The 23,947-nt window shown below is 64.9% G+C and carries 23 protein-coding genes and 1 pseudogene; 7 read left to right on the top strand and 17 right to left on the bottom strand.

What is annotated here, in order from left to right; all coding sequences use genetic code 11:
- The 6 genes and pseudogenes from HUW62_RS04485 to HUW62_RS04510 all read right to left on the bottom strand — a co-directional run.
- Nucleotides 1-400, bottom strand: a pseudogene (locus HUW62_RS04485) (phage tail protein); the annotation flags it as partial.
- Nucleotides 401-621: 221 nt separating this feature from the next.
- Nucleotides 622-975, bottom strand: coding sequence for a phage tail protein (locus tag HUW62_RS04490; protein ID WP_176433652.1), 354 nt, complete (start codon nucleotides 973-975; stop codon nucleotides 622-624).
- A gap of 24 nt (nucleotides 976-999) precedes the next feature.
- A complete protein-coding gene (locus HUW62_RS04495; RefSeq protein ID WP_176433653.1) occupies nucleotides 1,000-1,653 on the bottom strand; it encodes a hypothetical protein in 654 nt (217 codons plus the stop codon).
- On the bottom strand, nucleotides 1,653-2,078 hold the full coding sequence (locus tag HUW62_RS04500) for a phage tail tube protein (RefSeq protein ID WP_176433654.1): 426 nt from the start codon (nucleotides 2,076-2,078) through the stop codon (nucleotides 1,653-1,655). Before HUW62_RS04500 ends, HUW62_RS04495 begins: the two co-directional genes overlap by 1 nt.
- An 8-nt stretch (nucleotides 2,079-2,086) precedes the next feature.
- The gene (locus HUW62_RS04505; protein WP_176433655.1) at nucleotides 2,087-2,503 is read right to left on the bottom strand and encodes a hypothetical protein; all 417 of its coding nucleotides are present in this window, start codon (nucleotides 2,501-2,503) and stop codon (nucleotides 2,087-2,089) included.
- Between the two features lie 36 nt (nucleotides 2,504-2,539).
- The gene (locus HUW62_RS04510; RefSeq protein ID WP_176433656.1) at nucleotides 2,540-2,956 is read right to left on the bottom strand and encodes a minor capsid protein; all 417 of its coding nucleotides are present in this window, start codon (nucleotides 2,954-2,956) and stop codon (nucleotides 2,540-2,542) included.
- Between the two features lie 176 nt (nucleotides 2,957-3,132).
- On the opposite strand from HUW62_RS04510, the gene HUW62_RS04515 reads away from it, so the two are divergent.
- Nucleotides 3,133-3,420, top strand: coding sequence for a hypothetical protein (locus tag HUW62_RS04515; protein WP_176433657.1), 288 nt, complete (start codon nucleotides 3,133-3,135; stop codon nucleotides 3,418-3,420).
- An 84-nt stretch (nucleotides 3,421-3,504) separates the two neighbouring features.
- On the opposite strand, the gene HUW62_RS04520 is transcribed toward HUW62_RS04515, so the two are convergent.
- The 8 genes from HUW62_RS04520 to HUW62_RS04555 all read right to left on the bottom strand — a co-directional run bounded on the left by HUW62_RS04520 (nucleotide 3,505) and on the right by HUW62_RS04555 (nucleotide 10,129).
- Nucleotides 3,505-3,828 carry a hypothetical protein gene (locus HUW62_RS04520; protein ID WP_176433658.1) on the bottom strand — a complete coding sequence of 108 codons (324 nt, stop codon included), beginning with the start codon at nucleotides 3,826-3,828 and terminating at the stop codon, nucleotides 3,505-3,507.
- The gene (locus HUW62_RS04525; protein ID WP_176433659.1) at nucleotides 3,828-4,484 is read right to left on the bottom strand and encodes a hypothetical protein; all 657 of its coding nucleotides are present in this window, start codon (nucleotides 4,482-4,484) and stop codon (nucleotides 3,828-3,830) included. The genes HUW62_RS04520 and HUW62_RS04525 overlap by 1 nt, the downstream gene beginning before the upstream one ends.
- An 80-nt stretch (nucleotides 4,485-4,564) precedes the next feature.
- Entirely contained in the window at nucleotides 4,565-4,978 is a 414-nt protein-coding gene (locus tag HUW62_RS04530; RefSeq protein WP_176433660.1) for a hypothetical protein, read from the bottom strand.
- An 11-nt stretch (nucleotides 4,979-4,989) separates the two neighbouring features.
- The gene (locus tag HUW62_RS04535) at nucleotides 4,990-6,081 is read right to left on the bottom strand and encodes a phage major capsid protein (RefSeq protein WP_176433661.1); all 1,092 of its coding nucleotides are present in this window, start codon (nucleotides 6,079-6,081) and stop codon (nucleotides 4,990-4,992) included.
- A 4-nt stretch (nucleotides 6,082-6,085) separates the two neighbouring features.
- Nucleotides 6,086-6,832: an HK97 family phage prohead protease gene (locus HUW62_RS04540; protein WP_255203225.1), complete on the bottom strand. Its 747-nt coding sequence runs from the start codon at nucleotides 6,830-6,832 to the stop codon at nucleotides 6,086-6,088.
- Between the two features lie 65 nt (nucleotides 6,833-6,897).
- Nucleotides 6,898-8,244, bottom strand: a complete 1,347-nt coding sequence (locus tag HUW62_RS04545) for a phage portal protein (protein WP_255203226.1) — start codon at nucleotides 8,242-8,244, stop codon at nucleotides 6,898-6,900.
- 8 nt (nucleotides 8,245-8,252) lie between these two features.
- Nucleotides 8,253-9,590, bottom strand: a complete 1,338-nt coding sequence (locus tag HUW62_RS04550; RefSeq protein WP_255203227.1) for a terminase family protein — start codon at nucleotides 9,588-9,590, stop codon at nucleotides 8,253-8,255.
- Between the two features lie 74 nt (nucleotides 9,591-9,664).
- Nucleotides 9,665-10,129 carry a hypothetical protein gene (locus tag HUW62_RS04555; RefSeq protein ID WP_176433664.1) on the bottom strand — a complete coding sequence of 155 codons (465 nt, stop codon included), beginning with the start codon at nucleotides 10,127-10,129 and terminating at the stop codon, nucleotides 9,665-9,667.
- 310 nt (nucleotides 10,130-10,439) lie between these two features.
- On the opposite strand from HUW62_RS04555, the gene HUW62_RS04560 reads away from it, so the two are divergent.
- Nucleotides 10,440-11,279, top strand: a complete 840-nt coding sequence (locus HUW62_RS04560; RefSeq protein WP_176433665.1) for a hypothetical protein — start codon at nucleotides 10,440-10,442, stop codon at nucleotides 11,277-11,279.
- Nucleotides 11,280-11,338: 59 nt separating this feature from the next.
- Here HUW62_RS04560 and HUW62_RS04565 read toward each other — a convergent pair whose 3' ends face one another.
- On the bottom strand, nucleotides 11,339-12,163 hold the full coding sequence (locus tag HUW62_RS04565; protein ID WP_255203228.1) for a sigma-70 family RNA polymerase sigma factor: 825 nt from the start codon (nucleotides 12,161-12,163) through the stop codon (nucleotides 11,339-11,341).
- 530 nt (nucleotides 12,164-12,693) lie between these two features.
- Between HUW62_RS04565 and HUW62_RS04570 the strand changes: the two genes are divergently transcribed.
- Nucleotides 12,694-15,042: a virulence-associated E family protein gene (locus tag HUW62_RS04570; protein WP_255203229.1), complete on the top strand. Its 2,349-nt coding sequence runs from the start codon at nucleotides 12,694-12,696 to the stop codon at nucleotides 15,040-15,042.
- 105 nt (nucleotides 15,043-15,147) lie between these two features.
- Here the strand turns inward: HUW62_RS04570 and HUW62_RS04575 are convergent, their stop codons facing one another.
- Nucleotides 15,148-16,212: a hypothetical protein gene (locus HUW62_RS04575; RefSeq protein ID WP_176433666.1), complete on the bottom strand. Its 1,065-nt coding sequence runs from the start codon at nucleotides 16,210-16,212 to the stop codon at nucleotides 15,148-15,150.
- Nucleotides 16,213-16,346: 134 nt separating this feature from the next.
- Here HUW62_RS04575 and HUW62_RS04580 point away from each other — a divergent pair, with 134 nt between their 5' ends.
- A complete protein-coding gene (locus HUW62_RS04580; RefSeq protein WP_176433667.1) occupies nucleotides 16,347-17,648 on the top strand; it encodes a PD-(D/E)XK nuclease family protein in 1,302 nt (433 codons plus the stop codon).
- A 29-nt stretch (nucleotides 17,649-17,677) separates the two neighbouring features.
- Complete coding sequence (locus HUW62_RS04585) at nucleotides 17,678-19,591, top strand: helicase (RefSeq protein ID WP_176433668.1); 1,914 nt, start codon at nucleotides 17,678-17,680, stop codon at nucleotides 19,589-19,591.
- 45 nt (nucleotides 19,592-19,636) lie between these two features.
- Here the strand turns inward: HUW62_RS04585 and HUW62_RS04590 are convergent, their stop codons facing one another.
- Nucleotides 19,637-20,020 (bottom strand): hypothetical protein, encoded by a 384-nt coding sequence (locus tag HUW62_RS04590; RefSeq protein ID WP_176433669.1) that lies wholly within the window; start codon nucleotides 20,018-20,020, stop codon nucleotides 19,637-19,639.
- A gap of 1,245 nt (nucleotides 20,021-21,265) precedes the next feature.
- On the opposite strand from HUW62_RS04590, the gene HUW62_RS04595 reads away from it, so the two are divergent.
- Nucleotides 21,266-21,796 carry a hypothetical protein gene (locus HUW62_RS04595; RefSeq protein ID WP_176433670.1) on the top strand — a complete coding sequence of 177 codons (531 nt, stop codon included), beginning with the start codon at nucleotides 21,266-21,268 and terminating at the stop codon, nucleotides 21,794-21,796.
- A gap of 83 nt (nucleotides 21,797-21,879) precedes the next feature.
- Nucleotides 21,880-23,889 (top strand): DNA polymerase, encoded by a 2,010-nt coding sequence (locus HUW62_RS04600; RefSeq protein ID WP_176433671.1) that lies wholly within the window; start codon nucleotides 21,880-21,882, stop codon nucleotides 23,887-23,889.
- The last annotated feature ends 58 nt before the right edge of the window (nucleotides 23,890-23,947 follow it).

The following is a 23,947-nucleotide window of genomic DNA, read 5'->3' on the forward strand; positions in this document are numbered from 1 at the left end:
CCGCAGCCGTCCCCCAGAAAAGGAGGCTTCCAATCGTGGCCTTCACCGAAGGGTCCAACCGCTGGAACCAACCCAGGGCGCGTTCCAGCACATCGGACAGTCGCTCAAGATGCGGCAGGACTGCATTGCCAATCTCGACGCCGACGCTTTGAAAGACAAGCCTGATTCGGTCCATCCGCTCCGTGACGGACGAGTCGAATGCGGCTACAGCCGCGAGCGCCCCGTAGAGGCCCACGCTCACAATGGCGCCAATCTCGCCAATCTTGTTCCCGAGCTGCTCAATCTTGCCGGCAGCAGCGGCGACGTCGGCGACAATCTTCCGCATCGACTTGGTGAACTCGCCGACGGCGGCCGTCACGACGACATAGACGTCACCGACTTTGAGACCGCCGCCAGCCATGTTGAATCACCTCCGACGCAAACGTCGAACGGACTGCTGTCCTTGTGGAGAAGCGCCCGAGGCGGTGGGCGAGGAAGAGCGGCGCTCCAATTCCTCGGCTTCTTTCCGGGCGTAGGCCACCAGCCCGACGACGTCTTCGTAAGCCATCGCCCGAACCGCGTCGGGGGGCAGTTTCAACAGAGAGGCGACCCCGTAGAGCAGGTTCGCTTCGGGGTCGCTGTCTATTTTCCCCGCATCTTCTCTTCGCTGACGTTGAAGACGTCCGTGAGGTCCGTCGCGAAGTCCTCCAGCCACGACTCGTCCAGCAGCTCGTCGACGTCGCTGACGGAGAACATGGGGCGCCCCGTCTCCGCGTCGTGAATCACGCAGACGGCGATTCGCGCCAGCATGCGCGCACCGGCACGGTCCCCGGTGGGCTCGTTCTTCTCCGTCATCTCGCCCGCGGCACGTGCCTGTTCAATCAGGCGCAGCCGATCCCCCATCGTCGGTTTGATGATGTCGACCTTGACGCCATCAATCTCGACGGACTTCACGACACGACGGCTCTTCGCAAGCAGCTTGTGCTTGTTCGACATGAGGCTTTCCTTTCCGGCAGTGGTTCAGGGGGTGCCGTATCCCCAAGCGATGGCGGCGCCACTCCCCGTGGGGAAGGCGTGACCGATGAACTTCACGGTGCGCTCGTAGAGGGCTCCGGGCGTCAGCTTGTGCGACAGCTCGGGCACCTTCACCCAAGCGCGAAACACCTCGGAGCCCGCGCCCTTGCTGACTTCGACGAGCAGTGGAGCTCCGTCCATGAAGCCTTCATCGAGCGCCGTCAGTCCCACCAGCTCACCGGAGAAGTCCCGAAGCGACACCGCGCGCCGCTTGTAGCCATCCCCCATGACTTGCAGCTCGACGACGTCGTTCGTCACCGACAGGGAGATGGAGCGCACCAGCGCCACCGGATGGACTGGGAGCGAGGCGCCCGAGACGCGCACGAGTGCTTCTGGCCCAGGGGCGGTGGTGAGGTAGACGAAGCCGAAGAGCGGGTCGACGTGGGCGTCGGCGGGCACCCATGCACCGGCATCCGTGTCACCGTCCGGGGAGACCTCGACGAACGCGGGCATGCCGGGGCTGAGTCGACGAAGAGCGGGGTCGACGATCCGATACTCCGTGCCGGTGAACTCCTGCGCGGGAACGGCTTCGGCGTTGAGGAACTCTTCCGGCTCGCCCGCGATGGACAGGGAGCCAACGTGCGCGGGGATGACCGACATCAGACGGCCACCGGGGCGCCATTGCCCAAGAGCTTGCAGGAGAACTCGACGACACCGCCCGGAGTCAGCTTCTCGTCGTAGCTGGTGACGACCATGGGGATGCGCTTGCCCTTGGTGCCAGCGGAGGCGCTCGGGTCGAAGATGAACGTGACATGGACAGTGCTCCCGTCGTCGCGCGCGTCTCGCAACACAGCTTGTGGCGCGTCGCCCGTCATGAAGTGCCCCGACAGGTCCGCACTCGTGTCCTTGAGCGTCTGGAGTCGGGACTTGTAGCCCGAGCCCCCGAGGTAGTTCGTCTCGACGAAGTCGCCCGTCTCGCTCAGCGACGCGTCGGTGAGTCCGTCCACGCGGTCAGCGGGCTGTGCGGCATTGGTGTCCGCACGCACCGACACGCTATCGAGGTGAGCAGCAACAGGGGTGGACATGGGAATGCCTACCGGCTCGGGAAGAGCCGCGAGAGGGTTGCAAGAATCTGAGCCGCGACAGCCTTCCGAAACTTCGCGCGCCCCTTCCGAGCGGGCTTGCGCAGGAAGTGGACGGGCTCGGCGAAACGCTGCGTGCCCCAGTGGAAACCCTCGTGAATCGCGCCCGCCGCTTCGTGCTCGTAGCCAGCCGTCGCGCTGACGCTCGACTTCTCGCCATTTACCGCAGGGCCATCGACGAACCCCGACGCGCTCAGCGGTGGCTTGCCATCCGTATCCCGCTTGCCGACGGGGACAAGGGTGCGGCTCGCCTGGAGCACCGTTGATGCATGCTCGCGGGCCAACGGTGCGAGGTCGTCGAGCACGGGCCCTTCGACCTTCCGCAACTTGTTGAGCAGTCTGAAGTCAAGCGCAACCTTGAGTGGCATCTCCCCCTGTAAATGCGTGTGGATTCCGCGAGTGGCTCAAGGGCCCTCATCAACAAACGAAGCATTCACGGTGAAGGTCCACCAATGGCGGTCACTGCCATCCGTGCCGACGTAGTTCGGGCTCCCTTCGTCGACCTCCATCAGCACGTAGGGCGCGGCATTCGCGAGATGCAGCACGTCGAGGGCCGCGAGCGCGAGGGCCTGCCCGTCCCGGAAGCTCTCACGGGCCGAGCGCACGCGAACCTGGCAGGTGACAGTTCGGTACGTCTTTCGTCCTCCGAGGTAGCCCTGCGGCGGGTCGCCTCCGGTTTGCAACACGAAGCACGACACGTCCGGCACCGACGCGTCGTCGTCCTCAAGCGTGGGTCCCAGGAAGAGGTTGCCCCCAACGCGCAGCCCGCGCCCGCCCGCAGCGAGGATGTTCGCAAGGTCTGAAGCGGCATCACGGGCCATTTGATTGCCTCATAAAGCGCGGTGTGAATTTGAGTGGGCTGGAGGCTTGTGAGTATCCCGCGCTGAGTCCCCCGAAAGCGCCCATGTGGCGGACGACCTCGGCACCCAGACAAACAAGACAAACACCGAAGCCACTGCTATCCTGGGCCTGTTGTCCACCTTGTGAGGGCACACGAATGAACCGGTTGCTTCGTAGCAGTGTGGCAGTGTCGATGCTCGCCGTTGGGGTTGGCTGCGGCGCAACCACCAGCCAGCAGGAGCCAGACGAGCTTGACTCTCGGCAGGATGCGCTCTTCCCCTGCAATGACAACGAAAGCTGGCATGTCGAGTATTACAGCGACGAAAGTCGGACGGTGTGGGTCGGCGCCGATGATTGCAACTGCGACGGTCAGCAGAATCTATTCGGGCATAGGAGCATCTATTCCCAGACGATTTTCTGGCCAACGGCTTGCGTCGAGCAGTAGGAAGAGATGACCAAGACGGCCTAACGAGAGCCCCTTCTGCGGGAGGGGCAACTCCGGAGATGGACCAGTCGTTGTTCGATGCGATTAGAGCCAGACCTTCCGGTAGCGCACCACGCCCCCACCGTCGACGTGCTCGTCAACGGCTGCGGGGCGGCGGGCGTGGTTGATGTCGGTGGTGTCGTCGCCCTGGAACCACAGCCGATGACGCAACGTGAGCGGCGCGGCGGTGTATACGACGAAGGACGCGACGAACTCGGCGCCGTTGGCGTCGCGAATCAGCTTCCGGCTCGGCTGGATGCGCGCGGGAGCGTCATGCACGGGCCCCAGGAGCGGAGCCCCCCACGCGTCGCGCCCAGTGACTTCGGCGTAGCGCACGAGTTGCCGGAAGTGCGCCGCGGGGCCGGCCATCAGCTCGCCCTCCACAGGACGTGCGGCGCGACGAGCAGCTCGGCCCGGGGACTCGCGAGACGTTGGCCCGCGCTCTTCTCTCGGTAGCTCACGGACCAATCCCCGAGGCTCTCGGCGGACACGTCCGCATCTCGCCCCCGGCCTCGGTAGAGCGCGCAGGCTTCGAGGATGGCCGCTTCCTCGACTTCGGCAGGCAGGGTGAGGGGACCCGCCGAAGCATCGAGCGCCACCTGTCCCGGCGTCACGAAGCCCCCCGTGTACGTCACAGCCAACGCCCCCGGGTGGCCCTGTCGGGTGTCGACGGTCAGCGTGACGAGCCCGCCCACGTGCGCCGTCTCGGGCCACACGCCGGCAAGCCGGTAGAGCAGGCCACCCGCCGCGAGGTCCCCGGCAATGGTGTAGGCCGTGGCGTCGAGCAGCTCGCCCCCTTCGGTGACACTCAGGACGTCGACGAGCGGAGGGCGGGCGAGGAGCACGTAGGGGCGTGCGTAGCTCGCGGGGAACTCCGTCACCGTGGCCCGCTCGAAGGCTCGGCCACACAGGGAGGCAATCGCACCGCTCGCGGCACTCACGCAGCGCTCAACGTGTGGGTCGACAGGCACGCCCAGGTCGGCGGCGACTGTCGCGGCAAGGCAGAGGTCAGTCGGACGGGCCATGGAAGGGGCTCAGGAGGGCCTAGGAGCGACGAAGCCGGGGTCCGGAGGGGTGAGGGGAGCCCCAGCTTCGTCTCGTGGGACTAGGGGGCGGGAATCTCGTCCGGGCCGCACAGCACAATCAGGCTGGACGCGCCGAGCGTTGGAGCTGTACCGCCCGTGAGCGCGACGGTTTCGACGACCCGCACGTAGCGCCGCGCGGTGGACAGGCGGACGTTCATGCGCGCCACCGCATTGGGGGCCGTGAGAGGCTCGACGGCGGCACCGGGCAGGTCGCTCCATCCGTTCTGGCCGTCGGCGCTCTCCTGGAGCTTCGCGGCGAGCGAAAGGGCCGTCGGAGTACCCGAAGCGGCGCCCGTCGAGGCCGTCAGCACGCAGGAGTCGAAGCCCATCCGGTCGATGGCCGCGCTGTTGCGGGTCCCCGCGCCGACGGCGGCGGGCACGGTGCCGGAGCGGATGCCGACGAGCACACCCGCGTCGGTGGAATTGGCGTTCATGGTGGGGCCTCTCAGGCGCTGTAAGTGATGGAGCTGAACGCCTTCGGCTGGCGGACTTTGAAGTCCCCCTTCACGATGGCGCGAACGGTGGTCTCGTCGAACTCGGCCCGCGTGTCGTGCTCCGACAGAATCAGGTCCTCGTCGATGCCGTAGATGAACTGACGCCAGTCGGCCGAGAAGGTGATTCGCGCCGAGGGGACGCGCGTCGTCATGACGAACGGGAAGCCGCGAATCGTGCCCTTGTCGAGCATCTCCTGACGGAACACCCAGACTCCGGAGTTCTGGAGCTGAAGCAGGGCGGTCGCCCGCGTCGGGTGGATGACCCAGGCCGCGTTGCCCATGCGGACATGCGCCGTCAGTGGCAGCTCCACCGCCTTGTCGATGTCGGCCAGATACGCGGCGGCAGTGGTGCCCGTCGACGCGAAGGCGTGCGCCGCGTCGAGCTGGGCGAAGAGCCCCTTCGGCGCCGCGCCCGTCCCGTCGCCGTTGAAGCCCGCGTCGTCGAGCCCGTCCGCCACCGTCGCGCGGATGTCCTCGCCCACGCCGGCATCCCCCACGCCCGGGGTGCGCAGCAAGTCGTTGCTGATGTCGGCGAGCACCATGCCCTTGTGCGCCTTGAGCACGACCTTGCCGTACTTGGGCGCGCTCTTCGGCACCGTCTCGCCTTCGCCCACCCACCTGAATTCGGAGGTGCCCGTCTGCCGCCCCATGTGCAGCTCGCCCTTGAACGCCTGGGTTCGCACGCCCAACTTGAGCAGCGCCGCTTCGGGCCGCAGGAATTCGATGACCTCGCCACTCTGCTGGATGGGTACCAGCACGCCGGCCGAGTCGAACTTGCTGAGCTGAACGGCCTTCTGCACATCGGCATTGCCGAAGCGCTTCGCGGCGTCGACCAGCTCAACGGCACCCGTGCGGCGGCCCGCCGCGATGACACTCTTCGCGAACGCGCCCAAGTTCTCGGGGCTCGAATAGACGCCACCCGGGAGCGGCCCCTTGCCCGACTCCATGCGGCCGGGCGCGCTTCGAGCAGCGGCGTCCATCAGCTCTCGCGCGACCTCGGGGCCCAGCGCCTTCACCATCTCCGCAACCTGCTCGCGAGTCATTCCTTCACACTCCTCGGATGTAGCTCTTGAATGCCTCGACGAAGCTCTTCGCCGCGTCGGAGGCGTTGAAACCCTTCGCCTTGTCGTCTTCCTCGTCGTCTGCCTTCGGCGGCTCGGCAGGCGGCACTTCCGTCTCGGACGCGGGCTCGGCGGCCTCTTCCGTCGCGGGCTCCTCGTCGTCCGTCGACTTCGCTTCGGCGCGTGCGTCGAGCAGCTCAACGACGCGCGCGGCAATCCGCTCGACGATGTCTTCGCCTTCGTCCTCGAAGGACTTCGCGCGCACGGCCCGCGCGTTGCCTGGGATGGTCACCACCGAGACTTCGAGCAGCTCCTGTCCGTCGCAGTCGTAGCCACCGCGCTCGTTCTGCCGGTACTGGCCCGGGAGCATGAGGTAGCGGACGGAGACCGCGTTCAGGATGCCCTTGGCGACCTTGCGCTCGACCCGCTTCGCGAACTCGTCTTCGTCGTCGAACTCGACGTCGACCATCAGGGCGTCGCCCTCGACGTAGACGCGCCCCTTGCCGATGGGCAACTGCGGCTCGGCACCCGCCGAAGAAGCCTCGGCCCCGTCGTCGTGGTTGAAGAGAATGACGCCGTTCGCGTTGTAGCCGTCGACGCGCCAGCCCTTCACGTTGAGTCGGTCCGAGTAGCGGTCGAAATCGCCGTCACTCGCCCTGAACTTGTAGACGCGTCGCCCACCGATGGACTCGACGGCGTTCAGCGTCGCCGCGTCCTTTTGGACGGCGCTCAACCGCAGGGTGCGTGTAATGGGGACAGGCATTCCCCATGTAAATGCGTGCGGATTCTACGAGTGGCTCAGGTGCCCTTTTCAGCTTCCGCGTTTGCTTCCGCTGAGCTGCCCTCGACGGGTGTCGGCGTCTGACCTGGCTCGTTGGGCTTCTGGCCCGGCAGCAGCTCCGCGAACCCCTGGCGTTCGGCGTGGGGCTTGAAGCCCGCTTCCGTGCGCCACTCGTCGAAGGTGAACGCGCTTGGAAGCGTACTCATCACCCGTAGCCGGTGCTCGCGGTCGGCGGGTACGGGCGAGTCGTAGGAGAGCAGCACGTCGTCACCGAAGCGCGGCGCAAGACTCTTCTGCATCGACGCCAGGAAGACTTCCGCGCGCGGCTTGGTCGCCTGTTCCGCCAGATGCTCACGCGCGGCGTAGCTCGTCGCCTTGTTGCTGCTCGTCACGTCGCCCACAATCTCCGGGGGCACGCGGTAGACCATCCTCACGAAGTCCATCAGGAAGCGGCGCAGTTCGACGAGCTGCATGTCGCGAAACGGCGTGTCGAGCCGAGCAAAGGTTGTCTTGCCGCTCGTAATCATCACCCGGCCGGCGTTGGCAGGGCCCCCGTACTCACGCGCAAGGCTTTCCTTGAACGCCTTCGCAGGGCCTGCCTGCCCCTCGTTGAAGCCTTCAATGGCGATGACCGCGCCCGGCAGCATGTTGTTGAAGAAGGCATTCTTCGTGAAGCGCGCGGCGTGCTCGTCCGTGTCGACCTCGTCACCAAGGGCGTAGGCGATGCCGATGCCGCGGCCGAGAGGGTCCGCCGGATTCAGGCGCTTCACGTAGATGACGCTCGCGGCGGGCAGAGTGAACATGCGACCACCAGCCGTCACCGTGTACGTGCGTTCTGACTTCGGCTTGCTCAGGTCCGGCAGTGCGAGCACGCAGTCGGGGGGCACCGGCCACAGCCCCACGGGGACGCCGGCCATCTCCTCGACGACAGCGAAGAACTCGCCCGTCAGGTCGTAGTGCAAACAGAACAGCTTCGAGAAGTCGCGCCCCGTCATGTAGTCGTTCGGGTCCGCGAGCAGCCGCAACAGCGGGTGGTCCGGCAGCTCCACCGCGCCAGCTCCATCGGCGAGCGACTTCAACCGCTCCCGCCGCACGTCGCCGCAGGCCCGCCGCAGCGACACGTCGACGAGCGCCTTCCGCGTCGTGGGGTCCTGCCGCACGAAGGCGCGCCACGTCACGTCCGCGAAGGCATCGCCCACCGTGTCGACGATGGTCCCCAGCCACGGCATCTCCGCGTAGGCCGCGAGCAGCGCGGGCACCTCCCGACGCGGCGGGGCCGAAGCCCAGCGACTCAGCTCCAGGCCGGTTCCCTTCCGCTTGCTGCCACCGCCCAGCGCCGCGCGCATCCTGTCCAACAACCCCATGGAGAACCTCACACCGCGAAGAACTGCTCAACGAACACGAGGTCATGGACGCCCCAACAGAAGGCATCAGCCCGGTCATCGCGACGGCCCGCAATGCCCGTGAATTTGCTGAGCTGCTGTTCCAGCTTCGGGAACGTCCCGACGAACTCGACGCGGCCCGCTTCGGCCAGGGCGGACACGGGCTCGGCGCGCTTGCTCTTCGCACTCGTGGCCCTCACCGGCTTCACGTTGACGCTCACACCCAACTCGCCCGCGACGGTGCTGATGAGCGTCTCCACCATCTCCCCGCCCGTGTTCACCTCCACCACGAGCGCGTCACACCCCCATTCGAGATAGGCGCGGATGGCCGTCGTCGCCCACTCTCGAGGACTTGCCCGACGCGACAGGTCGGCGAGCACCGACACGCGCTTGAGCGACACACCGTCGGCCCCGAAGAGCACGCTCGACTTGCACCCCTCGACGATGATTCCCGTTTCGTCCGAGCCCGTCTCACTCGTGGGGCTCGGATCGACGCTGACGATTCTCCGGTCGAGTTGCTGGGCATACTCGTGAGGGTCCGCGTCGACGCGCTTCCACTTCGCCGAGCCGAAGATGGCCCCGGGCACGTCCATCAGCAGGCGCCCGAGAACCTCTTGCTGACCCCAGCGGGTGTTCGCGAGCGCTCGCATGTTCGCGACTGCCGTGGGTGCCAGGTTGGCCGCGTTGCTCAGCGACGAGCCCGTGCGCAGCACGACGCCCGGCTTCAACTCCTGGGTCTCCGTGTTCGCGAAGAGCAGCTCTTCAATCTTCTTCAGCGGGCGCGGCGTCCCCGTGAGTAGGAGCTGCGGCGGGTCCTCACGCGAGCCGATGCGCAGCACCAGCGGGAGCTGGTCAACCGCGGCCATGTCGTGCTTCCACGAAGCCGGCTCGTCACCCCAGCCCCATCCGGCATTCGGGCCGCGCAGCCGGTCGGGCTTATCCGCCGAGTAGCAGATGGCATAGACGCCGTTCGGCCACGTCACCCGCCGCTTCGAAGGCTCGTACTTCGGGGTGAACCATGGGGGCGACAGGGCCAGGATTCCGGACGCACCGCGAATCATCGTGTCGCGCACGTCGGCTGCCGTCGGACCAATCAGGGCGCCGACGCTCTTGGCCTGCCACGCTTTCTTGATGACCCACCGCGCGCCACACCATGTCTTCCCGAAGCCGCGCCCGGCCATGACGAAGCAGGTCGAAAACTTGTCCGGGGGGACCTGCTCTCGGCGCGCCCAGAAGTCGAGGTCGTAGACGAGCAGCTCGGCTTCTTTGTCGTCGAGCCCTCCGAAGAGCTTCGCGAGCTGAACGCGAGACCCGGCCGTCTGAACCATCCTGGCAGCGGGCGACTCATGCGGCGCGAGTCCTTCGGCGAACTTCCCCCAGGCCCCTGTCAGCACGCTACGCATCACTCGCCCCCCTTGTCGTCGAGCGGCACGGGTGTGGCGGCATCGGCGGGCGGGGGCGGCTCGTCGGGGAGGAACTTCCCCAGCCGGTCAATCAGCAGCTCACGCAGCGCGGCGGTGTCGGCGGTCTGGTCCTCGGGGCTCTTCGCCTCGACGTTGTCCCGCCTGCCATACAGCTCGGGGAACCGACGGCTCAGCAACCACTGGACGTGCTTGGGGTTCGTCGTGGACGCGGCCTGGAGCGTCTCCGTCGCCGACTGCATGAACTCGGCTTCGGCCCGATTCACCGCGACGAAGAACTCGCGATAGGGCCCGCGCGCCTCGCTCGCGCCTCGGTGGAACCACCGGGAGAGGGTCTGCTCGTCGACGCCCACGAGGCCCGAGGCCGCGCGACGGAACAGGCCCGACCTCAAGTAGTCGCAGATCTGCTTCTGAATCTCAGGGGTGAGTTTGGTTGGACGAGCCACACCATGTAAATGCGTGCGGTTTCTCGAACTTTTTCATGGGTGTGCCCTGCAAAACGCATCACCCCAGCGGTTTTCCGCAAAATTTCTCAAAAGTGGTGCGCTCCGAGCAAGCCAGGATCCGGCCCGTGAGAGGAAATACTCGCCGGGGGGGCCCATGGGGAAATTTCACCCATGGCGGAATCCGCAATCCATCATGTTATTCTTGTTTTACCTGGATAGCTTCGCCTTCGGCCGCAGCGGTTTGCCATGGACTCCATCTACCGAGACCATACCCCATGCAGATCTCCCCTCATCGGCATACAATCCCCACATGGACAAGCCGACCAAGAGCCATGACGCCACAGAAGACACCGTTGCCTTTCCCGGGCTCGAAACCGTCTTTCTTGTTGGTTCAGGCATTGACCACAATGGATGGGGACCTGTTCTCGCAGCCATCAATGAGCAAAGACCAGAGGCTCGAATCGAAGCTGACCCCGATGCAGCCAATTACTTCTTTGCTACCCACGTGTATCAAAGACGCTTTCTCGAACGAAACAAGAGTCATCACTCCGTAAACCAAGAGATCAACACGCAACTGATCTCCCAGTGGACGGATTTCGATCTACAGCTCAAAAAGAGCATCTCCACGCATCTTGCCGAGGCAACAGCCAAAGGGGAGATGCACCTTCGAGATGCATTCATGCAGAACCATCACTCCGGCAAGTGGGGAAAGCATGTCTTCATTACAACAAATTGGGACATGCTTCTTGAGCGACAGGGTTGCAAGCCCTCATCGGTCTTGCATGTTCACGGAAGCATCGAGACTCCCTCGCTTTTGTATCTCCCGAGCGAAGTAGCGGACGAGCCCTTTCGCGCGACTGGCGACCACGAGCAGATGGGCAGATTAATGGCCACCATGTGGAAATCTATCGCCCAAGCTCCAAGGCTCGTTGTCTATGGGCTCAGTCTATCTGCCCTGGACGTAGAACTTGGTCACATTCTTAGCGTTGGACTTGGTGAACACAACGATGGGAACCCGTGCGAAGTACACATCTTCGATTGCAGCGATCAAGTTGAGAAAGTGGAGCGCCGGGTTCGCATGTTCCTCACAGGCGAAACCAAAGTACAATTTGTGCGACGGCCTCTGCATTGCGGTTCCGCACGGACATAGACCACATATACATATTACCCACTTGAGTCGATGCCACACAGCATTCAGGATGGCCGCTTTCAAGGGGCACCAAGGACTCCTCTCAGCTCCACCAGGGCTCGCGCCAGCAACCGGTCGACTCGGCTCTTTGGCGCGCCCCATGCTTCGGCCACGGAGCGCACCGATTGCGCAGGGCGGTTGATGCCGAAGACGCGGGACACCAGCTCTCGCTGCTCGGGGGCCAACTGCCGCACGGCCTCGAACACGAGGGCTCGACGCTCAGCCGCCAGCAGCATCGCCTCGGGCGTCTCTTCGTCGGCATCTCGGCCCGACCTCTCGCCGAGTGCGGCTTCCAGCGCATCGACCAACGGGTCGCAGCCCAGGTCACCGTCCGAAAAATGAGACGGTATGTCTATTCGCTGGATTCGGATGGCGTTACTTCCGGTGCAAGGGGTTGAACGCACGGTGCGGCCCTTGTGCGCGCCATCGCTCGGGTGAACGTCGCTCGCGTGCAGTCGCGCGTATTGCTCGCATGCGGTCCTCGCGCGGAAGTATGCGACGTCACCGAACGACTGCCGGCCCCTCGTGGGGTCGAACTTGTCGACGGTGCGAAGCACGGCCACCGAGGCGACCTGTTCGAGATCTTCAGGGGACAGCGTGCCCGCGAACGACAGGCACTTTCCGACGGCGCGGCGGATGACTGGACGCACGGACACGAGCAGCTCGGCGGACAGACCTCGCTCAAGCGCGGCGTCCCCGTCCTCTCGGGCCTGCATGATGCGCGACACGAGGACAGTCTGCTGTGCTGCCTCAGTGGCGTAACCGTAGCGTGCAATGGCCCTCCCAGCGGCGGCCCTGAAACATTTGGGCGAGTGAAACATCGCCGCGCGGGTAGCACGCCCCATGCCGACCCCATCCGACTCACACACAGTCTCAGTCACGGTGATACATCGCCCCTCGGAATTGGACCGCGCAGCGGCAGCCCAACGGCATGAGCGCCGTCTCCGAGTAAATGCGTGTGACTTCCGCCAGTGGTTCACCGAAGTCGCAAAGGGCGGCAGTGGGGTTCAGGGCATCGACGCCCCGGCATCAATCAAGCTCTCTTCCTATCCTCTCTCCTTCTCCTCTTTAGAAAAGATGGAGTAGTAGAAAGGAGGATAGGGAATAGAGAAGGATAGGGATTTGGGGCACACGCTTCGGTGCCGTATGACGCCGGACGCCCTGTGCCTCGACGGCTGAGCCACTCCCGAAATCCGCACGCATTTACCGGGGGCAGCGCGAACACCCTGCCGCATCCGTCCGGCTGACGATTCCGTGGGCCATTCGGAAAATCCGCACCCATTTACGGGACACCATGCACGTACCCCACACGCCTCCCGCCGCCGTCGCACTCCACGCTGAGCCAGCAACAGAATCCGCACCCATTTACCCGGGCATGAACCACGTGCCCAACAACACGCGCCTGCGCGCCCTTCGGCTGAAGGTCGCCTTCTACGCGTCCGCCCAGGACAACATCCCCCAAGCCGCTGAGCTGTCGTGGCCCGAGCTGTCAGCAAAGCTCGTCGCCCATCGTCGCAGTCAGTGCCCCACGTCGCCCTGTCTGCGTGGCTGCCCCGGCAAGAATGGCCCCGCCTGGAGCCCGGTGGACATCGTCGAGCGGCGCCGCTCGGAGAACGTGCGCGCCGTCACGGTGGGCGTGTTCGACCTGGACCACCTCAACGCGTCGCAGCTCTCGTTCCTCGACACCGTCGAGCGCAATGGACTGGCCTACGCGCTCCACTCGACGCACAGCAACCGCCCGCCCGAGGACTACTGCCTGCGGCTGGTGATGCCGTTGTCCCGGCCCGTGCTCCCACGCGAGTGGCCCGCCGTGCGCGAGGCCGCAATCCGCATGCTCGACCTCCCCGCCGACCCGGCCACGAAGGACCTGGCACGAATCTACTTCCTGCCCGACGCGCCTCTCGGTACCGAGCCCTACGCGGCCAGTGGAGACGGAGCGCCCCTCGACGTCGACAAGCTACTCACCATGTCCCGGGCCGGCCTCCCGACGGTGGCGGCGCAGGTGTCTTCCCCGAAGCCCGAGGCGCCCGTCGACCTGTACGAGCTGCGGGCCCTTCTGCGACGCATCCGCAAGCCCGAGCACCTCGCCATCGTCCGCCGAGCCCTTGCAGGTGAGTCCCTGGCCCCCGTCGGCGAGCAGGACACCACCCTGAACTCGCTCATGTCATGCGCCGCCTTCGTCCTGCCGCTCTCAACGCCCGAAGCCGTGGTCGTCGAGCTGTTCCGCGCGTCCTTCGCGGCCACGGATTGGCGCGAGGGCACCGAACACCTGTGCGAGCAGGCCGGCCTCAAGCTGCGGCGTCACCGCGAGCGTAGGAAGGCGCGGGATGCCGCACGGCTCGCGGACAACACGGCAATCTGGGAGACCCTGGGCAGTCGCGCACCTGAACCCGCGTCGAGCGACGCCCCGGGATGCGAAGAGGACGCGCCAGACCCCGACGCGTGGATGAAGGAACTCTTCCTCGACATCACGAAGGACACCCGACGGCAGATTCGCAACTGCGAAGCGAACGTCGCCATCGTCCTCGGCAAGTCGCCCGAGTGGCGCAGCGTCTTCCGCTTCAACGAAGTCACGAAGAAGTTGGAGGTGGAGGGCGGTCCCCTCGGCCCCAAGGTGGATATCGAGACGCTCGACGTCCTGGTGGCCAACTGGATTCAGCTCAGCAAGTACGGGCGGCTCGGGCTGATGCCGAAGGCGCACGTCGTCGCACACCAAATCCTCGCCGTGGCAAAGGCCAACAGCTACGACCCGGTCGCCGACTACCTCGCGGAACTCGTCTGGGATGGGAAGCCGCGGCTCGACGGGATGCTCGCGACGTACTTCGGCGCGCAGGGGGATGCTCGATACCTCCAGGCCGTCGGCGCGAAGTTCGCTATCGCCGCTGTCGCGCGTGCCCTGCGCCCCGGGTGCAAGGTCGACACGGTGATGATTCTGGAGGGACCCCAGGGACTGCGGAAGTCGACGGCGTTCAGCATCCTGGGAGGCCGATTCTTCAGCGACGCGCCCATCGACGTCACCAGCAGAGACAGCGCCATGCTCGCCTCTCAGTTCTGGTTCATCGAACTGGCCGAGCTGAGCACGTTCCGGAAGAGCGAGGACCAGGCCCTCAAGGCGTTCATCACCCGGACGGAAGACACCTATCGGCCGCCCTACGGGCGTTCCAACGTGCAGGCCCCTCGTCGATGCATCTTCGTCGGGACGACCAACGACGACGACTACCTGCGCGACCCCACGGGACAGCGGCGCTTCTGGCCGGTGAAGTGCTCCCGCATCGACACCGACGCCCTCAAGCGCGACCGTGACCAAATCTGGGCCGAAGCCGTCGTGCGCTTCCACCAAAGCGAGGACTGGTGGTTGAGCAACGAAGAAGCGGCGGGAGCCGAGCAGCAGGCCGCGTTGCGCATGGAGAACCACGGGGACAGCCGGAAGGAAGTCATCCTGAAGTGGATTCTGGAGATGCCGCCCGAGAAGCGGCCCTCGGACGTGACCCATCTCCAGGTGGGCGTCGAAGCCTTCTCCCTCCACCATGCCCAGGTCGACCACCGGTTCTCACGGGAAATCGGCGCGGCCTTGAAGTCGCTGGGATTCACCCGAGGCCAGCGCCGAATGGGAGGCGGAAAGCGCCCGCTCGTCTACTACCTGCCGGACGAGCTGAAGAACGCGCCGATGGAGAAGCGCGGCGAGCATCGGTCAGGGTTCGGCAACCCCGCCGGCTACGAGTGATCCACTCGCGGAAACTTCACGCATCTCGACCGCCAAACAACGGAAGAACTGAGGTGCTCATCTAACGAAGGGATGACACCTCGTCCGGACAGCCACCAAGCGTACCTATACGCAGCCTTCTTCCGCAAGGACCTCCGGCAGTTGTGTAAGGTCCGCCATTATTCGCACACCATAGCGCTCGGAGAGCCCAGTTTGGTTTGCATGGTGAGCCCACTTATTCTCCGTGAGAACGATATTGGCATGTGGGATGGTCGTCTGAAGGTACCGCCAATCAAGCCCGTCGTTCGAGTCTGTTGCAGCGTTTGGATCGCGATCTCGCGCAAACATCAACGTCAACAGGATGTCGGTAGAAGGGATACCGCGACAGAGGCGCTGGAGGTTCTCGTCTTGACCAAGCCAAGACATAAATTCCCGATGTTCAATTCTCAGCCGCAGAAGAGCGTCAGCAAGAACAAGAACCACAGACTTGATCCAGTTCCCGCATTCAATTCGCTCACGCGTGCCAGGATCAAGTGCAGCATCGTGCGCCCGGACACTCGCAACGGCCTGCATGGTTTCCGACTCACTTGTCCGAAGCGAGGCATATGTGCCATTGCCACGTGCGCTCAATATAGTCCGTACAGAAGCTTCAGGTGACAACAGCGCGGCCCTGCACCTTTGGTCAATTCTAGAGTTTCCACTCACAGGAATCGAAAGCTCAGTTTGCCCGAAAGCCCCACTCACTCCCCAGTGGACGACTGTTTCGCGTAACTCCTCGACCTCTGTAGCTCCCTGGAAAAGCCGCCTTACAGCATTGCGCAACTCTGCGGCCTGAAGAGAGGTATGCGGTAACATGGACTTATTGTCCGACAGCTCAACAATGAAGCGGACAAAACGCTCGCGGCGTTCGGGGTCAGTGCTTCCCACAGCCTCAAAGACTGGCGTACTAAGTAATGGGACCACCAGTCGACCATTTCGAATCCCCTCACGAACGGCATCAAGCGTTCGCTGAAACCGCTGGCCGTGTGAACGTTGGTGGTGAGCCTGCCCCAAAGCGATCCAGTCTTTGGTGTCGAGACACAGCAGCTTTGGATAAGCCTGCTTGGAGGCAGGGAGTTGTGTCTCCCTGGGAGGAAACTTGCGCCCACTCTTCATGACCGCAAGAAGGGTCTTTCTGTCGACAGCTTCCATGTCATCCACCTTGGGCTCACTCGGCGACTATTCGCGAACGGCAGCATAGCAATAGAGGGCATGAGCCCGCCCAACACAAGCAGTCCGCCACACGACAGTGAGCCACTCCCGAAAGCCGCACTCATTTAGGGAGGGTGACGGCCTCTCTCGACGCTCCCAGCAACAGCCCCTCCGTCGTTGCCGGAGTCATCCAGCGCTTGAGCGTCTCGCAGCTCAAGAAGCACAAGCTGTGCCCCCGTGCTTGGTACTTCGCCAAGGTGTTGCGGTTGCCCGAGCCGACCACGGGGGCACAGCAGGTCGGCACCGAAGGCCACGCGCAGCTTGAGCACTACCTGTCGACGGGCGAGGACGTGCTGGGCGCATTCGCGAAGGCGGGTGCCCATCTCCTGCCGACTCCCGGCCCCGACCTGCTCGTCGAACAGCCCCTCGACGGTGCTCCGCCACTGACGGCGGGTGGCATCCCGTTCACCGGCTTCATCGACCTCGTCGACGCGCGGAGCCTCGCCTCCGACGGCGTCCTGCGAATCACCGACCACAAGTTCACGAGCAACGTCGCGAGAAACGCCGCGACGCCCGAGCAACTCGCCGACGCCAACACGGAACCCGGCCTGCAAATGGTCGGCTATGCCGCGTGGGCACTCAGCCAGGTCGAGCGATTCCCTGGCCTACGCGAACTGGAGCTGGAGCACCTCTACTACCAGACCCGGGGCCAGCGCCTTGCCGTGTCCGTCCTTGCCTCCGTGCCTGTCGGGCACGTCGAGCGCGAGTGGCGGGCCAAGGTCGAGCCCCAGGTCGAAGCGATGAAGGCGCACGCGCAAGCCGCCCGAGCTGCCGACGTGCCCGCGAACTACGGCCCCGCATGCACCAAGTACGGCGGGTGTCCGTTCATGGCGAAGTGCCTCACAGGAGAGCCCAAGACGATGTCCCTACGCGACAAGTTGCTCAGCAAGCCTTCTGAATCCGTCCCCGCCACCGACGCCGCGGTTGACCTGCCCGCCATCCTGCCGCCCGACGCGCCGCAGCCCACGCCCGTCCAGGTGGCCCTTGAGGTCGCCGAGCAGCCCGCGCCGAAGCGACGAGGGCGCCCGCGCAAGGCTCCCGAGCCCGCGCAGTCCACGAGTGACCTTCGCGTGCTCTTCGTCGATTGCGTGCCGACCAAACACGACGGGCCGCGCCCCGAGTCCCTCACGGGCTACGTCGACGACATGCACCGCAAGGTCGCCGAAGCGGGCGGCGTCGACGACGTGCGCTTCGCGGGCTCCGATTCGTCGCTCGGGTTCGGGAAGTGGCGTGGCGCGCTCGCGATGGCCGCGCGTGCCGAGCTGCCCCCGCCCGGCATCTACACCGCGCTCGGGGTCGCCCAGTCGGAGCTGATGCAGGTCATCGTCGAGGCGCTCGAACCGGCGTTCGACGTGGTCGTTCGCGGCATTCGCTGATCACAGGCGGGGCGCCAGCTCTCTCCAGCATGAGACTTCTCCACCGGCTCAACCCGGGTGCGGCGATTTCCGCTGAGCGCCCCGCCACCGCTGCGCCCGTTGCTCTTGCGAAGCTCACGGGCGACCGTGCCACCATCGCGAAGGGACAGCCCGTTGGCTGGTCTCCCGACCTCGCGCGCGTGCTCAGTCTCCCGCGTCGGGACCTCGCGAGCACTTACGGCGACCGCGACTTCGCCACGCTGGAAGCCGCCCTGCGCGCCCCGCCTGAGACTCGTTGCACCTGCCGGACGCTCGGGAAGCGATGCCCGTCCTCGTTGCTCCCCATCCAGCGCCTTGCCCTCCTGGAAGCCGCGCGCGCGGGTGGCGGGCTCTTCCCCATTGGCGTGGGACACGGGAAGACGCTGATTGACCTGACGCTTCCGCTCGTGATGCCCGAGTGCAAGGTTGCCGTGCTCCTCCTGCCGTCCAACCTGCGCGCGCAGCTCGTCGACGTCGACTGGCACTTCTACGGCGGGCACTGGCGCTTGCCCAACCTCGCGGGCGGCAGGTGGTTCCGGCCTGGCTTGCCCGTCCTCCACGTCATCACCTACGAGAAGTTCTCAACCCAGGAAGGCACTGACCTCCTGACGCGCATCCGGCCGGACCTCATCGTCTGCGACGAGGCCCACAAGCTGAAGGACCGGAAGAGCGCGCGCACGGGCCGATTCCTTCGCTACCTGGAACAGCACCCCGACACGCGCCTTGTGGCCCAGTCGGGCACGCTGGCGACGAGAACGGTCAAGGACTACGCCCACCTCGCGGAGTACGCCCTACGCAACGGCAGCCCGCTCCCGCTCAAGCAGCACGTCGTCGAGGAGTGGGCTGCGGCACTGGACCCCGGCCATGCCGTTGCGCCTCCGGGCGAGTTGCTCAAGCTCGTCGACCCGTCCCAGCCCCTCGCCCCGCTCGAAGGCGAGAACGAAGCCGAGCGCGAGCGCCGTCGGGTGCGGGATGCCTATCGACGGTGGCGCAACGCAACGCCGGGCGTCGTCGCGACCGACGAGAGCGCCGTCGGCATGTCGCTGGTCATCCGGACGCGCGACCCGGGCAAGGTCCCCGACGAGCTGGTCGCCCACATTCAGACGGCGCTCGGCGGCCAACGCCCAGACGGCGAAGAGTTCGTCGACGAGCTGCAACGGGTCGTCTGCGCGCGGCAGCTCGCGAGTGGCTTCTTCCATCGCTGGCGATACCCGGCCATTCAGGGAGTGCCGCAGGACCCGGAGCTAATTCTTCGCTGGTTCTCACGCCGGCAGGAGTTCAACCGGGAGCTGCGCGAGCGCCTCAAGCGGCCCGCCGAGCACCTGGACTCACCTGGGCTGCTCGTGCGTGCCGCGATTCGCGCCCACCAGTCCCCGGCCTATGACGGCGACCTCCCGACGTGGCGCGCGGTGTCCTGGCCTGCCTGGGGTGAGATTCACAAGCGCGTCGTCCACGTCACCGAAGCCGTGTGGCTGTCCGACTTCATCGTGAACGACGCGGCGAACTGGGCGCTACGCAAGGGGCAGCCAGGAATCGTGTGGGTGGAGTTCCCGGAACTGGGGGAGCGCATCGCGAAGGCGGCGGGTGTGCCCTTCTATGGCGGTGGCCCGGAAGCGTCGGCGACCATCATCCGGGAGAGTGGGAAGCGCTCCATCGTCGCGTCGCTGCGCGCTCACGGGACAGGGAAGAACCTGACGATGTTCTCGCGAATGCTGTTTGTGAACCCGCCTGCCGACGGCGCCGCGTGGGAACAGGCCATCGGCCGCTGTCACCGACAGGGGCAGCTTGCCGACGAAGTTGAGGTGGAGCTGTACCAGCACACCAACGAGCTAGTCGGAGCCTTCCAGAAGGCCCGCGACTTCGCCCGGTTCATCGAACAGACGGAGGGCATGCCGCAGAAGCTGTGCTTCGCGAAATACTGGTGAGCCACATGTCCGGACCATCTCTACATCGGGGCCCCTAGTCAAACACTACTTCTTCGGCTCATACGCAGACGAATAGCGAACTTGAATATACGTACACATTCCGCTCGCGTCCCACTGCACCTGGACAAGACTGCTGTCGGTAATCGACCGAATTGCAGCCAGCAGGTTCTGGTTGTACGTATAACAAATCGCAGCTACACCAGCAGCATCTCTTGCCGAACATGCCCCGTAGACTTCAGTCGCCGTAGTCTCGGTGAAGCAGTGAAAGCTTTCCAATGGCCGATCGGAGTTCCTGGCCATAGACATTGTTGCATTGAAATACCTACCATCGAGAGCCACCATCACAGGATAGTAGTGCTTCTCACCCGCCCACGCCAATCCCCCCAGAAGTGCACTCACCGCGACAGCAGCACGCATCGAGATCTTCATATTGCCTCCTCAAGGACGCAAGGGGTACGGAATGTCGTCCCAAGACTGAGCTTGCCCTCTCCGCGAGCTTTGTCAAACAATCCCACTCAGGCAGTTGCTAGCCGACACCGTCCGGGCTAACTCGACGATGAGGTTGAGGCGGAGCTGTACCAGCACACCGACGAGCTTGTCGGGGCCGTCCAGAAGGCCCGCGACTATGCCCGCTTCATCGAACAGGTGGAGGGCACGCCGCAGAAGTTGTGCTTCGCGAGCTACGACTGGGCAGCGCTTTGACAATTCGCGCTCCATGCCCCCGCCGGCCTCATGTCATCGATAGCATCCCGCACGCTAGGGTAGATTCCCATTCTGGAACGTCACCCGAGTGCCTGCTAGCTTGACTAAATGGACAAGAGAACGAAGGCCAGAGGGGCTCAATCAACTTGCGTCTTCTGCTTGGTGCGCCCAGCAACCGAGGACGAGCATGTATTTCCGAAGAGCTGGTACCCGAAGAACACGCCGCCAACAGTCCAGCGCGTTACCGTTCCAGTCTGCGGAGACTGCAATGACGATTTTGAGGTCGCCGAACGCGCTTTCAAATTGCCTGTGCTGATGGGAATGGACCCCACCAACCCTGATGGGGCAAGCGTGATCGACGGCCTTCGGCGCTCTTGGCAGTTCAACAATGCCCCTACGCTCAAAGAGTCCGTGCGACGGGCGGCTACACTGCGAAAAATATCGCGCCAAATTAGGTTTGAATTGCGTTCGCCAAACGACCCCACACCTAGGCGATTAGAAGTCCCCGTGCGCACACCTGCGGGCCTGTATGTCAGGGCATCGCCGGTACTTCACCTTGAACACTCTGTTGCCGTGAAGATCTGCGAGAAATTTGTCCGAGGCTTCCACTACGATGAAGTCAACGTGCCTCTCCCAGTGGACACCCCAATCTTGTTCCAATGGGTTAAGAATTTAGATCCAGAAGTTCAGGCGAGCATTAGACAACTTCCGCTGAATACCCGCCTCGCCCCAGGCTTGAGGTATCGCGTGCGTCGCGAGGGCGCATGCTCGTTCTGGGTATTCTATCTGTGGGGACAAGTGGAGTTCGTAGCATTTGCTGGGAGGCCGCCGCCTGAGTCGAGCGAGGAATTGGCAGAAACAAGCCTCAAGTAGAGCGTCTGGGGTCGGGCCACTTCTAGAATCCACACTCATTTACGTGGGGTCAGCGCATTTCGCCGCTGACGCAACCCAAGCCGAAGGGCCCACGTAACCATGAACAACGCACTCACGAAGATTGCCACCGCGCAGGCTGCGGCGGGTGGCCGCTATCCGCGTTTCGGGAACTACCTTCTCGAAGTGGCGGTCATCCGAACGAAGGAAGGCTTCAAGGGCGACAGCGCCATCGCCGAGCTGAAGGTCCGCGAGTCCGAGCCCCTGGTGGGAGGCGAGTCGCCGAGCCGGGCCGGTGAGACGGTCGACTACGTCGAGAACCTCAGTGACGCGAAGAAGGGCGGCGGCGGGCGCTTCAAGTCCTTTCTCATGACGCTGGTGGGTGCCGACGAGCACGAGTTCGCGAACCCGGCCGTCCTGAAGAAGTTCTTCGACGAGCGGCAGGCGGGCACCCATCTCCTGGTTCGCTGCGAGGTCTTTCCCAAGCAGCTCCCCGCGAAGGAGGGCCACACCGGCAAGGTCATCAGCGGCTATCGCTGGTCGCACGTCGAGCTGAACGACGAACAGCTCGCGCAGGTCGAGCAGGCCCGCAAGGCCAGCAAGCTCCCCGCGCTCGCCGACGCCCTCGCCTGAATTCGGGTGGCGACTGACGGCGCGCTTTCCGTCGGCGGCTGGCCCACGACACGGGCCGCTCTCCCTTCCACACAAGGCACACCGTGAACGTCTGGTCGTTCGACACGGAGACGTGGCTGATTCAGCCCGGCTTGCTTGCGCCCCCTCTCGTCTGCGGCAGCATCGCGACGCGCGAACCCGGTAGCGAACGGCTGCTGGACAAGGAACAGGCCCGGAAGTTCTTCCGCAAGGCCATCACCGACCCCGACACCGATATCGTCGGCGCGAACCTCGTCTACGACATGGGAGTGATGGCGGCGGATGACCCGCGCCTTGTCGCGCCCATCTTCGCGGCGCTCGATTCCGGACGGCTGCATTGTGTCCAGATTCGCGAAGCGCTCATCGACATCGCTCGCGGAATGTACGGCGTAGACCCGTCAACCGGCCGGAAGCTCGACGACGACGAGGGAGCCCGCTACCCGCTCGCGCTCCTCGTGCAGCGCCATCTGGGGCTCGACATCAGCGAGGAGAAGAAGAACCCCAGGGCATGGCGCCTTCGCTACGGAGAACTCGACGGCGTCCCAGTCGAGCGCTGGCCGAAGGAAGCCGCTGACTACCCGAAGCGCGATGCTCGCTTCACGCTCGACGTTTACTTCCGGCAGGAGGCCATCGCCCAGGAGACGCCCAACGGCGGCAACCTGCATGCCGAAGCCGACCAGATGCGCGCCGCGTTCGCGCTCCACCTTGCCTCAATCTGGGGCCTGCGGACGAACGTCGCGTCGGTGGCCCAGCTCCGTGAGCGCGTCGAGCGAGAGTGGAGCGAGAACCGGGCGAAGTCCCAGGCGGCTGGCATCTACCGCGAGGACGGCACGAAGGACTCGAAGCGCCTCGCCTCGCTCGTAACTGCCGCCTATGACGGGCAGCCTCCCGTCACCGCGCCCAGCGACCGATTCCCCGACGGCCAGGTTGCGACTGACCGCGACACGCTGCTTGGCTCGGGTGACGCACTCCTCGAAGACCTGGGGAAGAGTGGGCGCGTCGACAAGTACAAGTCGACCTACCTGGACGTCGTCGAGGCCGGCACAGAGGCCCCCATCAACCCGCGCTTCAACGTGCTGGTGTCCACGACGCGCGTCTCCAGCGACTACCAGCAGCTCCCCCAGAAGGGCGGCATTCGCGAGGTCCACGAGGCCCGGCCTGGGTTCGTCTACTGCTCGGTCGACTATGGCGGGCTTGAGCTTCGCACAATGGCTCAGCGGGCTATCTGGGAACTGGGCTTCTCGAAGATGGCCGACGCGTTGAACAGCGGGCTCGACGTCCACACCCTTGCCGCGGCCGAGTTCCTCGGGGCGAACTACGACGAGCTGCTCGCGAAGGTGAAAGCGAAGGACCCCGTCGCGGTCGCCTTCCGCCAGCTCGCGAAGATTCTCAACTTCGGCAAGGGCGGCGGGATGACGGGTGGCTCGCTCGTCTACAACGCGCGTGCGAAGGACCGGGTTTCGTTCTGCCTGCTGGCGAAGCGCGCAGACGTCTGCGGTGTCGAGCGCGTCGTCGTAACCGTCCAGCGAAAGCCGAAGATGGTCTGCCGGACGTGTGTCGAGGTCGCGAAGGATTTGGATAAGCGGTGGCTCAACGCGTGGCCCGAGCAGCGCGAGCTACAGCACCGGGCGAAGTCGCGCACCTACGGGGGCGGGTTCGCCGACGTGATGATTCCGGGCGCCAACATCCTGCGTGGGGCATGCGGCTACACCCAGATTCTCAACACGCCCTTTCAGGGCCTGGGGGCCGTCGGGTGCAAGCGCGCGATGTGGCGCGTCAGTCGCGAGATGTACGTCGTTCGCCGCTCCCCGCTCTATGGCTCGCGGCTCAACCTCATGGTGCATGACGAGCTGATTAGCGAGCTGCGCGCCGACGACCCGCAGCGGTTGCACGACGCGGCCGAGCGCAAGGCGTTCCTGATGCGCGAAGCGATGAAGGAAACAACTCCTGACCTGGCACCGGCAATCGAAGCCGAGCCCGCGCTGTCCCGCATCATGTCGAAGGACGTCGCCACCGTGCGCGACAGCTCCGGAAGGCTGCTGGTCTGGGAGCCACCTGCGAAGCACGCGGCCTGAGCCACGGCCGGAATCCGCACTCATTTACGGGAGGACTACTCACCCTGAATGGTGTTCC

Source organism: Myxococcus sp. AM011, from assembly GCF_013372595.1.
Taxonomy (GTDB): domain Bacteria; phylum Myxococcota; class Myxococcia; order Myxococcales; family Myxococcaceae; genus Myxococcus; species Myxococcus eversor.